The 15,490-nt window shown below is 62.9% G+C and carries 11 protein-coding genes; 3 read left to right on the forward strand and 8 right to left on the reverse strand.

The window, feature by feature from the left end; genetic code table 11:
* Window positions 1-221: 221 nt before the first annotated feature.
* Window positions 222-2,969, forward strand: coding sequence for an ImpA family metalloprotease (locus FLM21_RS00220; protein ID WP_187360023.1), 2,748 nt, complete (start codon window positions 222-224; stop codon window positions 2,967-2,969).
* 65 nt (window positions 2,970-3,034) lie between these two features.
* Here the strand turns inward: FLM21_RS00220 and rtcA are convergent, their stop codons facing one another.
* The 6 genes from rtcA to FLM21_RS00250 all read right to left on the reverse strand — a co-directional run bounded on the left by rtcA (window position 3,035) and on the right by FLM21_RS00250 (window position 8,611).
* Entirely contained in the window at window positions 3,035-4,072 is a 1,038-nt protein-coding gene (gene rtcA / locus FLM21_RS00225; protein ID WP_148713645.1) for an RNA 3'-terminal phosphate cyclase, read from the reverse strand.
* A 42-nt stretch (window positions 4,073-4,114) separates the two neighbouring features.
* A complete protein-coding gene (locus tag FLM21_RS00230) occupies window positions 4,115-4,927 on the reverse strand; it encodes a nucleotidyltransferase domain-containing protein (RefSeq protein ID WP_148713646.1) in 813 nt (270 codons plus the stop codon).
* Between the two features lie 11 nt (window positions 4,928-4,938).
* Window positions 4,939-5,703 (reverse strand): hypothetical protein, encoded by a 765-nt coding sequence (locus FLM21_RS00235; protein WP_148713647.1) that lies wholly within the window; start codon window positions 5,701-5,703, stop codon window positions 4,939-4,941.
* Between the two features lie 159 nt (window positions 5,704-5,862).
* Complete coding sequence (locus FLM21_RS00240; protein ID WP_148713648.1) at window positions 5,863-7,077, reverse strand: RtcB family protein; 1,215 nt, start codon at window positions 7,075-7,077, stop codon at window positions 5,863-5,865.
* Entirely contained in the window at window positions 7,074-7,433 is a 360-nt protein-coding gene (locus FLM21_RS00245; RefSeq protein WP_246120786.1) for a zinc-ribbon domain-containing protein, read from the reverse strand. The genes FLM21_RS00240 and FLM21_RS00245 overlap by 4 nt, the downstream gene beginning before the upstream one ends.
* Window positions 7,434-7,474: 41 nt before the next feature.
* Window positions 7,475-8,611, reverse strand: coding sequence for a slipin family protein (locus FLM21_RS00250; RefSeq protein ID WP_148713649.1), 1,137 nt, complete (start codon window positions 8,609-8,611; stop codon window positions 7,475-7,477).
* 611 nt (window positions 8,612-9,222) lie between these two features.
* Here FLM21_RS00250 and rtcR point away from each other — a divergent pair.
* Both rtcR and FLM21_RS00260 read left to right on the forward strand, forming a co-directional pair.
* Window positions 9,223-10,809: an RNA repair transcriptional activator RtcR gene (gene rtcR, locus FLM21_RS00255; protein WP_148713650.1), complete on the forward strand. Its 1,587-nt coding sequence runs from the start codon at window positions 9,223-9,225 to the stop codon at window positions 10,807-10,809.
* 54 nt (window positions 10,810-10,863) lie between these two features.
* Window positions 10,864-12,780 carry a helicase-related protein gene (locus FLM21_RS00260; protein WP_148713651.1) on the forward strand — a complete coding sequence of 639 codons (1,917 nt, stop codon included), beginning with the start codon at window positions 10,864-10,866 and terminating at the stop codon, window positions 12,778-12,780.
* An 82-nt stretch (window positions 12,781-12,862) separates the two neighbouring features.
* Here the strand turns inward: FLM21_RS00260 and FLM21_RS00265 are convergent, their stop codons facing one another.
* Both FLM21_RS00265 and FLM21_RS00270 read right to left on the reverse strand, forming a co-directional pair.
* Window positions 12,863-14,935 (reverse strand): type IV pilus secretin PilQ, encoded by a 2,073-nt coding sequence (locus FLM21_RS00265; protein WP_148713652.1) that lies wholly within the window; start codon window positions 14,933-14,935, stop codon window positions 12,863-12,865.
* Window positions 14,935-15,486, reverse strand: coding sequence for a pilus assembly protein PilP (locus FLM21_RS00270; RefSeq protein WP_246120787.1), 552 nt, complete (start codon window positions 15,484-15,486; stop codon window positions 14,935-14,937). Before FLM21_RS00270 ends, FLM21_RS00265 begins: the two co-directional genes overlap by 1 nt.
* Window positions 15,487-15,490: the final 4 nt, after the last annotated feature.

Below are 15,490 nucleotides of genomic sequence, written 5' to 3' on the forward strand. Positions count from 1 at the left end.
ATTGATCCGCATACGGCATTTTCATTGATGCATAGTCATGCACGGCGCGCTGGTGCAATCTTACGAACAGGCTTTACTTTCACAATCACTTCAATACCACTTTGCGATACCCGCCATCAGGAACAGACGGCAATTTCAGCATCCGCTGATACGATCCGTCCCACTTCAGCCCAGCTGGCTGAAGCACAACAATCGCTTCGGGGAGTCGAGAAATGCGCGGGATGGGTTGGATATTGCTGTTATTGCTGGGGCTGCTGACCGCCTGCGGCGGCGGCGGTGGAAACGACAGCGGCAGCACGCCGGGCGGCGGCAATGGCCCGACGCCGCTGCCCACGCAACCACCGGCCGTGGTCAGTGCCATCGAAGCCGCGCTCGCCAGCGGCGATCCGGCCGCCCTGACCGATGCGCAACCCATCATCGTCCAGGCCTTCAGCCATGCGCGCACGCTGTCGCAACAGCAGGCTGCCCGCATCAACGCGCTGTACGCCGGCGTGAGCAGCGAATACCTGCCGGGCAGCAACAGCCAGTTCATCCTGCCCGGCAACCCGGAGCGTGCCCAGCCGCTGGTTGTCGGCGATGGCGGGCAACGGCTGGCCGCATTCAGCACGGCGCAGCACGGCCGCAGCGCCGGCTACGGCGTGAACGTGCTTGAGCAGTTCCGCGGCAGCACCAACCTGAATCACGCACCGGCGTTTCGCCGGCTACTGGCCTGGCTCGTGGGCGACAGCGCCGACAGCGCCCTCCCCGCATCACTCGCCGTGAGCATCACCGGCCTATCGGCCGGCAACACCATTGCCGGCCTGACCAAGGCCGGCGTCACCGTCAGCGATGCGGCGTGCGACGCGCTGGCCGACAGCACCTGCGCGGCGCGTGTGGCACTGGTGATCGTCGGCGGCGGCGTGGCAGCGGATGCCACGCTGACAGCACGTACCCGCGCACTGCTGCAATCGGGCAAGCCGGTGCTGTACCTGCACAGCAATGGCTGGGGCGACAGCACCGCCGGCCGCCAGATGCTGACCGCGATGGAGCTGGAACTGGGCGGCTACGGTGGCAACTACTGGGCCGACGACAAGGTCGCCGCCGGGCGCAGCAGCAGCGCCAACGCCACGGCAGCAGCGCAGTTCGGCGCCATCCTGCCGCTGCTGGAGCGGCTGGCCAGCAACGCCTTGCGTATCGACTACGACTGGAGCCGTTGCGGCGATACCGGCTGCGGCGACGCCCCCGGCTTCAACGCCGAGGTGCTCACGCCGGCCGACGAGATTCGTGGCCAGCTCAATGCCTACAGCAGCGCCGGCCGCAACCTGTTCGCCACGCCCGATACCACGCTGCTGCGGCTGCTCGCGCTGTGGGCCGATACCGTGCGCAAAGAGATCCGCTACCCGCTCGACAAGGCCGCCAAACCGGCTGATTTCCAGCGCGCGGTGATCGCCGATGCCTGGGTCAGCTATGTGCGTAGCGCCGGTGGCCGCCAGACCGATCTGGGCTCCTACCTCGGCAGCGGCGCGGCCAGCCTGCCCGTGTCGACCAGCGATGAGACGGTGGACGTCACCCTCGCCAGCGAGAGCGGCTTTACCGCCATCGGCCGCTTCGCCATGCCGGGGCAGCCGCTGCAGGTGACGCTACTCAACCCCGGCAACGCCAGCTTGGCGCTGCGCATCAACACCCAGCGCAGCGGCTCCACCAAGTGGGGAAGCGCCAGCGATTACACCCGGCCACGCTATCTGGCGAGCCCCGCCATCAGCCTGGCCAAGGATGCGCTGGTGCCGGTGGTCACCCCCTACGGCGGGCTGCTCCAGTTGCAATACAGCGGCGCCACACCGGGTCAGGTGGTGAAGCTGCGGCTGCGCGGCACTGCTCGCCAGCCCTTCCTCGACCTGACCGCCAATGGCGATCGCGCCGCCTTCGTCGCCGCGCTGGCCAATACACCGTTCGAATGGGCCGAGATCAAGCTCGCCGGCCTCGAAGCGCACGCCCGGGTGAACATGCTGCGCGACGTGATCAATGGCGCCAGCTACCAGGGCAATGTGAACCAGTATCTCGATGAGATGGTGAACCTGTTCTTCGAGAGCGACTACGACCTCGCCGGCTTCGCCCGCAGCGGCCGCGTGCTGCCCGCCTCGGTGCAGTCGTTCTGCAGCACGCGCGGTTGGAACTGCACCGATGCCACGCTGCACCGCGGGCCCAGCACCCAGCATGTGAACGTCGATGTATACGCGCAGTGCGGTGCCGGCTGCTCCGGCAACCCGTACGACCAGACCTGGGGCCTCTCCCCGCGCGGCTGGGGCGAGAGCCATGAGCTCGGCCACAACCTGCAGCGCGGTGAGCTCAACGTGTATGGCGGGCGCAGCGGCGAGGTATCGAACAACCTGTTCCCGCTACACAAGAAATGGCGGATGTTCCGCGAACTGGGCGTGAACGAGGACAGCACGCGCGTGCGCTATCGCAATGCCTTCGATCTGCTGGTTGCCGCCAAGGCAAGCAGCACGCCGATCGATGCCGCCTACCAGGCACTGTGGGCCGACGATGGCTACGCGGTGCAGAACGGCGAGCGCATGGCGTTTTACGTGCAGTGGGTGCACTACTGGCACGAACGCACCGGCAGCATCACCCAGGCCTGGGACATCGTCACCCTGCTCTACCTGCATGCGCGCCAGCTCGCGGCCGGTGCTGCAACAGGCACGGAGTGGGATGGCAAGAAGACGGCGCTCGGCTACGGCCAATACGCCAGCCGGCCCGCCACCGACGGCAACGACAACCTGCTGCTGGCACTGTCCACCATCACGCAGCGCGACCAGCGCCCAACCTTCGATCTGTGGGGCGTGAAGTACTCGGCCACCGCTGCCAGCCAGGTGGCCGCCTATGGCTACGCGGCCGAGCCAGCGTTCTTCTATGCCAACACCAGCAGCAACGACTACAGCACGGTGCGCAAGGTGGACATGGCGGTGGCGAGCCCGGCCTGGCCGTTCTGAGCACCTGCGGAACAACCACCTTCACACGAAAACGGCGACCCGAAGGTCGCCGTTTTTTCTGGTACTCAGCGCGTATGCAGCGTCACCCTGGCACCCCGCGCCAGCGGCACGATATCGATGTCCACCGGCAGGAAGCGCTGGATCACCGCGATCTGCGTGGTCAGGTGCGAGGAAACGACGGACGTGGTGAAACTACCACCGCCAGCCAGCGCCATAGGCAACAGCAACTGGTCGGCCAGGTGCTCGCCAACGGCCGCGCCGCTGTCGAGGTGGCGCCGCAGTTCCGCCACCGTGTTGCCGGCAACGCGCTCGGCCGAGACGCCGCGCTCGCCAAAGCCGGTACAGAGCTCCGTCAGTTGCTCGAACTCGGCGCGCAGCAGCAGCACATTGCCAGGCCCCTCATCGGCCGGCAGCTCGCTCACCGCCTGCGCGGCCTCGGGAAAGGCCGCCACCACCGTATCGAGCTCGCGCCGCGCCACGTTGTAGCTGACGCCAGCGACCACCGCCTCGGCATGCACGCCACGCAGCGCACCGCGCTCCACCAGTTGCAGCGGCAGCAGGGCCGAACAGGGTTCGATGCGGGCGACGATCTCGCCGCCACCAGCCGGGTAGAAGCCGTGGCGATTCAGCGCCAACGTCTGCCGCACGCCCATCCTCGCCATCAGCGGCGCCCACGTCTGGATCAGGAAATCAGCCGGCGGCGCCGCCTTGTTATGGGTGCCGCCGCTGACCGTCACCGTGCTCGGGCCATCGGCCAGCCACAGCGCCGGCAATACCGTCTGCAGCACCAGCGTGCAGCTACCCGCCGTGCCAATGGCGAAGCGGTAGTCGCCAGCCCGCAACCGGCGCGGCGCGAAGCGCAGCGATTGCGAACCGGGCTCGGCGCCGGCGACCTGCGCATCGGCAATGGTCGCTGCCGCCTCCACCGCGGTGAGGTGCTGGCGCAGCAGTCCCGGCTTGGCCCGCCCGGCACGGATGCGCTCGATCTGGAACGGCTTGCCGGTGATCATGGATAGCGTGAGCGCGCTACGCAGCACCTGCCCACCGCCTTCGCCCTGGGCGCCATCGAGCTGCACCCAGTCGGATTGGATCGTGTTTTTCATTGTTCTGTTTTCTTAGTTCTGCGCCGGTTTGGCCGGCTGTGTTCAATGTTGCATCACGGTGCGCAGCAGCACGGCATCGAGCGCGGCCATGTCGCCTTGGGGCTGGCGAAAATCCGGCATCGCGCCCTCGCCAGCCAGCCGCATGACGATCCACTCGTGGATCAGCGGAAAGCGCGGGCCATACTCGGCCTCATCTGCCGCCATCTTCAGCGCCAGCAGGTTGTTGAGCTCGTCGCGCAGTGCGGCATCCGGAATCAGCGCCTCGGCCAGTTCGGCAAAGCGCATCGGCGGCATGCCGCGCCCCTCGTCCACCCATTGCGCCGCCAGCAGCGGTCGCAATACGTACAGGTATTTCTTAAGGCGCACCGTATTGCCCTGCAGATAGCCGCGGAAGTTCTTGCGCGCCATTGCCAGGTAATGCCAGCGCGTCTTGCGCGGCGAAAAGAACGCCGGCGCCAGCGCACGCACCTGCGCCACCCAATCGGCATCGGCACGGTAAATCACCGGCGAATCCAGCCACTCGAACAGTGTGGGATTGGAGCGCGCCAGCAATTGCAACGCCTTGCGCAGCTCCCAGCCGGAGATATCGAGTTCGTGGTCGATCGGCAGCTCGATCACGTCGCGCTGCGGCGCCACCCTGAGATACCAGTCGGGCCGGTGCACGTAGACAAAGCGCACATCGTAATCGCTGTCCGGCGAGGCAAAACCCCAGCCTCGGCTACCCGATTCACAGGCAAACAGCACGCGCACCTCATGCCGGGCCTCGATCGCCGCGAGCTCGTCCAGCACCCGTTCGCGGACAGCGGGAGCGATGGGGTGGGCAAAGCGCACCGGATTGAATGCGTTGTTCTCCATTTTCTATGTCCTTACTGCTGCCAGCTGGCGGGCCATGCCTTCGCCCATTCAGGCGGCGGCATGGTTTCCGGCTTGGCCGCGGAAAAATCATGCAATACCTGCCAGCTGAGCTCTGCCGCATAGGGATCAGCGCATAGCTGCAGTTGCCCGTCACGCGCCATCACCAACCGTCCGCGCTGATCGAATTCGATGAAATCCGCCTCGCCGAGCTCGGCAGAATCCTCGGCACGCTGCAGCGTGTAATTCCACACCGTCCGCACGACTTGTCTCGGTACTTTCACTTCCCGCGCTGAACGCTGCAGACGCAAAGTCCCGTCTTCACTTTCCTTCACCCACGGCACCGTGGCCTCCCAGCCGTAACGCCGCGGCGGAGCTACCTCGCCCACCAGCTCCCAGCCTCGTTTCAACGTCAGCGCCTCACCGAAACAGTCCGGCTCCCATGCCATGCGCAAGGCCACACCTTCGGGCACGATGCCTTTCCGGTATCGGGCGTCATAGAGAGCGAACTGCAGGTGCAGCCCACGCGGGCCTTCGAATGCGCCACCCCCGCAATAACCACCATGTGGCCAGAGCGCAAGCGCGGTGAAGAACGGCGGCCGGCTCACTGCTGTCCAGACATCATTGCGAAGCTCGACGTAGGATCGGTAGGTGTTCTTGCGCGCCAAGTAGACGAACAACTCGCCGTCGTCCGACACATCGCAGGACGCCTCAAAGATCCGCCCGCGAAACCACTGCCCGCACTCCAGCACGTCGGTGTCGGTATGCCACTTGATCATCTGCACCCAGCCGGTAGGACCGCGCCGGAGCAGTACGGCAACCGGCGCGCTCCGAGCCAGCTGTATGGTCAGTCGGCACAGCGGCGTTGCCGTCTTGGGCGTTTTCTTCTCCACGTCCAAAGTCCTTGTCTGTCTCCAACTGCTGGCTCAACCAGCAGCCTATCCCTTTACGCACACCACCTGGCGCAGCGTATGCACGATCTCCACCAGCTCGGACTGCGCGGCCATCACGGCGTCGATGTCCTTGTAGGCCATCGGAATTTCGTCGATCACCTCGCTGTCCTTGCGGCACTCCACTCCGGCCGTGGCACGGATCTGGTCATCCACGGTGTAGCGGCGCTTGGCCTCGTTGCGGCTCATGGTGCGACCGGCACCGTGGCTGCAGGAGCAGAACGCCTCTTCGTTCCCCAAGCCGCGCACGATGAAGCTCTTGGCGCCCATCGAACCGGGAATGATCCCCAGCTGGCCCTTCTGCGCCGACACCGCACCCTTGCGCGTGACCAGCACCTCGCGACCGAAGTGCATTTCCTTCTGCACGTAGTTGTGGTGGCAGTTGACCGCTTCCACATCGGCCGAGAACGGCTTGGCGATCACCTTGCGGGCGGCCGCGATCACGTTCTGCATCATCACCGCGCGGTTGCGGCGCGCGTAGTCCTGCGCCCAGCCCACTGCCTCGACGTAGTCGTCGAAGTGCTGCGCACCCTCGGCGAAATAAGCAAGATCGCGATGCGGCAGGTCGGCGATGTGTTGGCGCATATCGGCCTGGGCCAGTTCGATGAACAGGTTGCCGATGGCGTTCCCCACACCGCGCGAGCCCGAGTGCAGCATGAACCAGACGCGGTTTTCCTCATCAAGGCAGACCTCGATGAAATGGTTGCCGGTTCCCAGCGTTCCCAGGTGCTTGTGGTTGTTGGTGTTCTTCAGCTTGGGATACTTGTCGGTAATGGCCTTGAAGCCATCGGCCAGCTCTCCCCACATCGCATCCACGCTGGCAGGCGGCGTATCCCAGGCGCCCTTGTCGCGGCGACCGGGCGTGCGGCCATGCGGCACGGCGGCTTCGATGGCGCTACGCAGCCCGGCCAGGTTGTCCGGCAGGTCGGCAGCGGTAAGCGTGGTGCGCGCGGCCATCATTCCGCAGCCGATATCCACGCCGACGGCGGCCGGAATGATGGCACCGACGGTGGGGATCACGCTGCCGATGGTCGAGCCCTTACCCAGGTGCACGTCCGGCATCACGGCAAGGTGCTTGTAGATGAAGGGCATCTTGGCCGTGTTCATCAGTTGCTCGCGTGCTTCCTGCTCCACCGGCACGCCCTGCGTCCACATCTTGATCGATGCGCCGTGGGTCACGGTGAGGGTGTCGTACTTGTTCATTGCTTGTTTTCCTTGATCGTTCCCGCCAGTGCCCGGCGCCGCGCCTGGCGGCATCCGAGGCAACGGATGGCGGTTGAATACACATAGCCCTTGGCGGTTTCGTACCACCATTGCTGTTGTTCTGCAGTCCAGACCTGGCTGGCACCGCAATCGCGGCAGGTGAAGGCCAGATCGATGTAGTACCCGCGCTCGACGAATGCGGGCGCGCCGTAGCTGTTATGTGGCGCCAATAGCGCCAGGTTCGCTTGCCGGGCGCCCTTGGGCCGGACCATCACCGGGGCTCGCGTCGCCGCTTCCCGCCGAGCTTGGCGCCGCGCCATGATCGCGGCCCGTTTCTGCTTACCGCTTTGCATCATGCCTCTCCTGATCGCCCGGCGGGATCACCCACCGGGCATCACTAAACCTTCAGTTTCACCAGCCCGTTCAGCAACTGATCGAGCCCGCCGACCACCGAGATCTTGTCGATGCGTTCGGCCAGCCGCTCCAGCGTTTCCAGTTCCTTGAGCCGTAGCGCGGTCGGGTTGTCTTCCATCACCTTGGCGGTGTTGAGCAAGGAGCGGGTGGCGCCCGTTTCCTCGCGGCGGCGGATCACGTTGGCCTGCGCCGCCTTTTCCGCTTCGACCACCTGGGCGAGCAGTGCCTTCATCTCGCCCGGCAACACGATGTCCTTCACCCCGAGGCCCACCACCCGCACACCGAAGCCATCGAGCCGGCTCGCCGCGTGCTGGCTCACCACATCGTCGATCACCTGCTTGTGCTCCAGCAGTTCATCCAGCGTGCGGGTGCCGACGGCGGCACGCAGGCCGAACTGCAGCTCGCGGTAGACGTGCTCCATCGGCTTGGGCAGCCGGGAGAGCGCCAACTCCACGTCGTCGAACAGCCAGTTGGCGGCGAGGTTCACGCGCAGGCTCACCTTGTCGCGGGTGAGGATTTCCTGCCCGGTGATCTCGATTGCCTGCAGCCGGGTGTCGATCAGGTCGACCGCGATATCGCGGTTGAAGCGCCAGTAGGCATAGCGGCCCGGTTGCAGCAGCGCCACGCGCTGGCCGTCGACCCGCAACACGCCGACCTGGCCCGCCGCCACCTGCACGTTCAGCACCGCGCCCAGCCCGGCAATGCCCTTGCCGCGTAATGCCGGCTGGGCAATCCGCGCCAGCAATTGCTCCGGCACAGTCCAGCCAACGGCGAGGTCGATCCGCTCGAAGCGCTGCGGCACGGCATCCTGCCAGTACATGCGGCGCGAGCCCGGTGGCACGATCTCGACCAGCGCATCGTTCTCGAAGCGCAGGCCTGCCTCGTTGTCGCCAAGGTCGAACAGCACGAAGTGCTGCGCGACCACGGCCGGCTGGTGCTGGCGCAGGTATTCGGTCAGCGGATGCTCGAACAGCGCTTCGGTCAGCGGGTAGGTCACGATGGCGTAGTCACGCTTCACGCTGGCCTTCAGGTAACGCCCCGGCTGCAGCACCGTGACAAAGTCACCGGCGCGCAGCAGCAGGGCGCGTTCGTTCTTGCGAATCTGGAATCGTTGCCACATTTTTCTTGTCCTCTCTTTTCATCAATGTCCGACTGGCGTCGGTCCGACCGGGTGGCGGCATGGCCAACCAGGGGGCCTCGGCACCAGGGCCTGTCGTGCGCAACCTCCGTTGCCGGTTGCTGCATTCAGTGCGCCTTGCGCTCCGGCTGCCTGACAGCGATACCGCCACCGGGCCAGACCGACGGCGGCTTTGCCGCGCCGGGTACTACGTTGTTGCAAAGTCCCTTGCGGGATTTCGAGCGGGAGTCGAACCCGCGACACACGGTGTTGAACCGTTGCTCCACCACTGAGCTATCGAATGGGGCGAATCCGGGAATCGAACCCGGCGAGGCACCAAGCGTCGCCAACGACTGCGTTCCCACATGGCGGTACATGCGCTGCCCACTGGGCGGCATGCCAGCGCGACCTGCGAACCGCTCGCTCCAGGGCCATGCTTTCACTGCAATCCACCCTGGTTTAGCGAAAGCCGTGCCAGGCCAACGAGCACATCACACAAAACCAGTAATCCCATGTTTATTAATTGAATTTTCTAAAAATGCATTTCAGCACGCTTAAAACCAGATCGGTAATTGCGATACAATTGAATCGTTATTTATCCATTGATATCGCGCATGAAACGAACCGTTGTCTTCGGCTTTGTCGGTACCGTGCTCGATTACGTCGGCCGTGGCGCGCAGCGCTGGGAGAAGTGGCGGCCCACAATCGGGCTATGCCAGCAGGAGGATCTGGTCGTGCATCGGCTGGAGCTGCTGCACGACAGCCGCAGCCGTGGGCTGTTCGAGCGCCTGCAGCGCGACATCGCTACGGTTTCGCCAGAAACCGAGGTGGTCAGCGTGGAGATCAATCTGCGCGATCCATGGGATTTCGAAGAGGTGTACGCCGCCCTGCACGACTACGCGCAGCAACGCAGCTTCGATACCGAGGCCGAGGATTACCTGATCCATATCACCACCGGTACTCACGTGGCGCAGATCTGCTGGTTCCTGCTGGCTGAGGCGCGTTACCTGCCGGCGCGGCTAGTGCAGACCTCGCCGCCGCGCAAGAAGGAACCCGGCGATGTCAGCGGCAGCGTCGCCATCATCGATCTCGATCTCTCGCGCTATGACCGCATCGCCAGCCGCTTTGCCCGGGAACGCGATGAAACGGTGTCCTTTCTCAAATCCGGTATCGCCACACGCAACGCCAGCTTCAACCGCATGATCGAGCAGATCGAGCGCGTGGCCGTGCGCTCGAAGGCGCCCATGCTGTTCTGCGGCCCCACCGGCGCCGGCAAGTCGTTCCTGGCGCGCCGGGTGTACGAGATGAAGAAAACCCGGCACCAGCTCGCCGGGCGTTTCGTCGAGGTGAATTGCGCCACCTTGCGCGGTGATAGCGCGATGTCCGCATTGTTCGGCCACGTGAAGGGTGCGTTCACCGGCGCCCAGGCCGAGCGCGCCGGGCTGCTGCGCAGCGCCGATGGTGGATTGCTGTTTCTCGATGAGATTGGCGAACTGGGACTCGATGAGCAGGCGATGCTGCTGAAGGCCATCGAGGAGAAACGCTTCTTCCCGGTGGGCAGCGATCGCGAGGTGGAAAGCGACTTCCAGCTGATCACGGGCACCGTGCGCGATCTGCAGCAATGGGTGGCCGAGGGCCGGTTCCGCGAAGATCTGTATGCACGGATCAATCTCTGGACCTATGCACTGCCCGGCCTGGCCGAGCGCAGCGAGGACATCGAGCCCAATCTCGACTTCGAGCTGGCGCGCTTTGCTCGCGAGCACGGTCAGCAAGTGCGCTTCAACGCAGAGGCCCGACGCGCCTACCTGCGTTTTGCCGGTGGGCCGCAGGCGCAGTGGCGCGGGAATTTCCGCGAGCTCTCCGCATCGGTGACACGGATGGCGACACTGGCCGACGTCGGCCGCATCGACGAAGCGCAGGTCACCGAGGAGATCGCCCGCCTGCGCCGCGGCTGGCAGCAACGTGATGCCGGCGCCCTGGATACGCTGCTCGGTGAAGCAGTCGAGCAACTTGATCTATTCGACAAGCTGCAGCTAGAAAACGTGATTCTGGTCTGCCGCAGCGCCGGTTCGCTCTCCGAAGCAGGCCGCCGCTTGTTTGCGGTATCGCGCCAGGGCAAGGCCCAGGTGAACGACGCCGACCGGCTGCGCAAATACCTGGCACGCTTTGGCCTGAGCTGGGAACAGCTGCATGCCGCATGAGCACGCCCCCGGCCGGCCGCGTATAGTCCGCGCTGAACTTCAGGAACACCAAGCATGACCGATCACGCCGCCGCACTCGCCGATTATCTTGCCACCCAGGCCGCCACGCTCGTCACCATTGAAGGCAATTACGCCGTCTCGGTACACGGCGAAATCGTGGTGGAAAGGCGTCGCATCGCCTACCACCTGGTGCCCGACCAAGGCTTTCTCGGCAAAGCCAGCAAGTGGCGCAAGCTCGACGACGCCGGCCGGCTCGCCCTGCTGCAAGAGCGCTGGAACGCAGACATACGCGCCAAGCTGGAAGCGCAGCTCGTCATCACGGCCGAACAGGTATTGCGGTTGGCCAGCGAAACCGGCACCGATCCTGCCATGGCGCTTTCGGCCTTCCAGGCCAAGTACGAGCTAGCACGCCTGCGCTGCAAGATCGCCTGGGACCGCATCCGCGCTGCCCGGCAATCGCATTTGCAGCAGCAAAAGGCGCAGGAAGCTGGAGCCGCCATCGATCTGTCGCTTTATCCCGAGTCGTTCGAGATGGCACAGGGCATGGATCGGCATTTCGTCGCCATCCTGGGGCCAACCAATTCGGGCAAGACCCACGCCGCCATGCAGCATCTGGCTAAAGCCGGCAGCGGCGTTTACCTCGCACCGCTGCGGCTGTTGGCGCTGGAGAACTACCAACGCCTGCTCGATGCCGGCGTCGCAGTCAGCCTGGTGACCGGCGAGCAGCGCAAGCTGCACCCGGATGCCACCCATGTAGCCAGCACGGTGGAAATGCTCAACCCCAACCGCCGCATCGAGGTGGCGGTGATCGACGAGATTCAGCTGCTTGACGATCCGGATCGCGGCGCGGCCTGGACCGCGGCGGTCTGCGGCGTGCCAGCAGAAACGGTGTACCTATTAGGCGCGCTGGAGGCTCGGCCAGCGATCGAAGCGCTGGTCGAGCGCGTCGGCGGTACGCTGGAAGTGCGTGAACTGGCGCGCAAATCGCCGCTGACCATGGAATCGCAGCCGCTGGGTACGCTGAAGAACCTTAAACCCGGTGATGTACTGATCGCTTTTTCCCGCCGCGAAGTACTGAACTGGCGCGACCAGGCCATCACACAAGGATTTGCAGTTTCAGCCATCTACGGCAATCTCGCGCCGGAAGTGCGGCAGGCACAGGCAGAGCGCTTTATCGAAGGCCAGACCAAAATCGTGGTTGGAACCGACGCCATCGGCATGGGGCTCAACACCCCTGCGCGCCGGGTGATCTTCACCACCGCGCGCAAATGGGATGGCAACGCCGAGGGCACGATCCCAGCGGCGCTGGCCAAACAGATCGCCGGCCGCGCTGGCCGCTATGGCGCACACGAGGCGGGTTTTGTCGCTGGATTCGACGCAGCCACTCACAAGACCGTTGCCGCCTTGCTACGTGCCACACCCGAGCCCCTACCCGCGTCCGGCTTCTTCGTCGCACCCAACCTCGATTACCTTGGCCGTATCGCAACTGCCAGTGGCGAGAAGCGCCTCGCCAAGCTGCTGGAGCTGTTTACCCAGCATATCAACGTGCACGATGCCTTCTTCGTGCCCGCCAACCTCAGCGACCAGATCGACAAGGCGCGCTGGCTGGATCGACTCGACCTGTCGCTACCCGATCGCTTCACCTTCAGCTTATGCCCGGTCTCGACCAAGATCCCCATGCTGGAACGCGCACTGCAGGACTGGGCCAGCCAGCGCGCCGACCGTCGCCGCGTACCACTGCTGCGCATCGAAGGCATGGGTGGACGCAATGCGCTGCAGTACTTGGAGGACAGCTGCAAGCTGTATGCCGCTTATGCTTGGCTAGGCTATCGCATGCCGGAAACCTTCCCCGATGGGGAGATGGCGCAGGGGCTGATGCAAACCACGTCCGAACGGATTGATCGAATGCTGCAGGCACAGAATGCGACACGCGGGAAAAGCAATGAGCATTGGAGCAAGGCGACCAGGTAGGCTGCCTGACAGCCAGCTATGCCCAGCTTAATAGCAGAATAGGCCGATCTAAGATCGGCCTATTCTGTTTTGCACGCTGGATTTAGCGCAACGATACGTCGCTGTCTATGACCTTCGGAGTAATAAAGATCAACAGTTCTCGCTTGTTATCGATATTTACACGATTCTTGAACAAGTTACCGACCACAGGGAGATCACCCAACAGCGGCACCTGAGTCACAGTATTGCTTTGCTCTTGGATGTAAATGCCACCGATAATGACAGTGCCACCATTTTCCACCAAAACCTTCGTCGTCACCTGCTTGGTATTAATAGCCGGCCCGCTGATTGTGTTTTCACCACGACTATCCTTGTTCACCTTTACATCCATGATGACATTGCCATCAGGCGTAATTTGCGGCGTAACCTTCAGCGATAAGGTTGCCTTCTTGAACGAGACGGAGGTAGCACCATTCTGCGCGGATTCCGAATACGGAATTTCCTGGCCATCCTCAATTACGGCTTCGGTCTGATCAGCCGTCACAAGCCGTGGACTAGAAATGATCTTGCCTTTGCCATCTTGCTCCAACGCAGACAATTCCAAACCAAGCATGCCATCGGTCCCCGCCACCAGCATCGCAATCGAGCCGGCGCCGAATCCACCGATTGCTGCCGCCGGCAGGTTGACGGACGGCACGTTACCCGCAATTGCAGGACCCGGCGCCGAATCGCCCGATGCATTGGTGTAGTCCTTGGTAGTTAGACCGCCGCCGGCGGTTACATCTCCCTTCCAACCAAGTGCGTGAAGCTTCACACCCAAGTTGCGGCTGAACCCGTCCTCCGCCTCCACAATACGCGCCTCGATCATGACCTGACGTACCGGAATATCGGTCTTCTCGAGAATGTCCCGAATCTGGTCCAGCTTGGACGGAATATCCTGGATGATCAACAAATTGGTGCGAGGATCGATTACCGCACTCCCACGGGACGACAGGATTTTCTGCTTCTCGTCTGTGAGGATCTTCTTGAAATCATCAGCCTTCTGGTATTTCAGCTGAAACGTCTCGGTCCGAGTCGGTTCAAGTTCAGCAATCTGTTTCTTCGCTTCGAGCTCCTGCTTCTCTTTGGCTGCAAGCTCATCCCGCGGCGCAACCCACAGTACATTGCCGGCACGGCGTTGATCGAGTCCCTTGGCTTGCAGGATGATGTCGAGTGCCTGATCCCACGGCACATCCTTCAGGCGCAGAGTGAGGCTGCCGGAAACCGTGTCACTGGTAATGATATTGAGGCCGGTGAATTCCGCAATGACCTGCAGTACCGTACGAATTTCCACATTCTGGAAATTCAGCGACAATTTTTCGCCCTTGTATGCCGGACGCAATGCTGCAATCGATTTGTCATTATCGCTAGTCTTACGCACTTCGACGATAAAACGATTTTCGGTCTGATATGCCGAATACTCCCACGTGCCTGTCGGCTCAATTACCATGCGGGCGTTGCCACCTTGGCGGAAGGTATCGATCTTCTGAACCGGGGTGCCAAAATCGGCGACGTCCATACGACGCTGCAGGTTCTCGGGTAGGGTGGCCTTGAGGAAATCAACCACCAATTTGGTGCCTTGCTGGCGGATGTCGATACCAACATTGGGGCTCGTCAAATCGATCATGATCTTGCCTTCGCCACTGACGCCGCGACGAAAATCGACTTCACGCAACCCGTCCGCCCCTGTCGCAGGTGCGGTCGAAGCCGGTGCAAAATGTGTGGTTTCTGCCTTGGCGACGACCGCCTTGGAAGAGCCATCGACGGTGATCAAATAGGTATTACCTTCGACTTGTGCATCGTAGGCAGCCTGCTTATTGAGGTTCAGCACCAGACGAGTACGGCCAGTGCCCTCGGCAATATTGATTGTCCGCAGTGCCGTGCCATTCACCTGCACAGCAGTCTTGCCAGCCTTATTCGCCGTTCCAGCGAAATCGAAGGCTAACCGGGGCGGGGTATTGACTGAAAAGCTGGTCGGCTGTGGAACCGGGCCATCGAAGACTACCTTCACCACTTGCTTTTCGTTGGAAACGTTGTTGATCTCGACATTGGTGATGTCGACGGCCTGCACCATCAAGGTGATCGCGGCAGCGATCACGCCTCCGGCTAGCCGCTGCAGTCTGAGTGCCTTGTTCATTATTTCTGCTCCGCTTCATCCAGAGATAGGACCGTCTCGCGCTCGACCCAGTCACCGCCACTGTCCTCGACGATTTCCTTGAGCTTGACTTCGGTTTCGTTGATCGAGACCACCATGCCAAAATTCTGGCCCATGTAATTGCCGACTTTGACCCGGTAGAGGTTTCTATCCGGTGCGCTGATCAGCGCCTGAATCACCTTGCCCTGCTGCAGCACACCGACCATGCGCAACTTTTCCAGGTCATAGTTTTCCAGCACCTCCTTGGGCCGATTGGTATTGGGCGCTATGCCGCCACCACTGCCTTTCTTGGCCAATACCATCTTGGCGGGATCGAACGGATCCAGCAGCGAGAAAGCGTCGTAGACGAAGGGTTCGACCGTTTTCACCTCGGGAGCCGGATCAATTTTACCCCGTAGTCCTTCACTATTCTCGCGCATCCATTCCTTGAGATCGCCATGCTCCTCACCGAAGCAACCGGTCAGCAACAAGACGGCCAATGCCAAAGGGCACAGCGCTTTGCATGAACTAAGTCTGCTCATCTGCATCTTCATTTCC

Origin of the sequence: Chitinolyticbacter meiyuanensis (assembly GCF_008033135.1) — a bacterium.
Classification (GTDB): domain Bacteria; phylum Pseudomonadota; class Gammaproteobacteria; order Burkholderiales; family Chitinibacteraceae; genus Chitinolyticbacter; species Chitinolyticbacter meiyuanensis.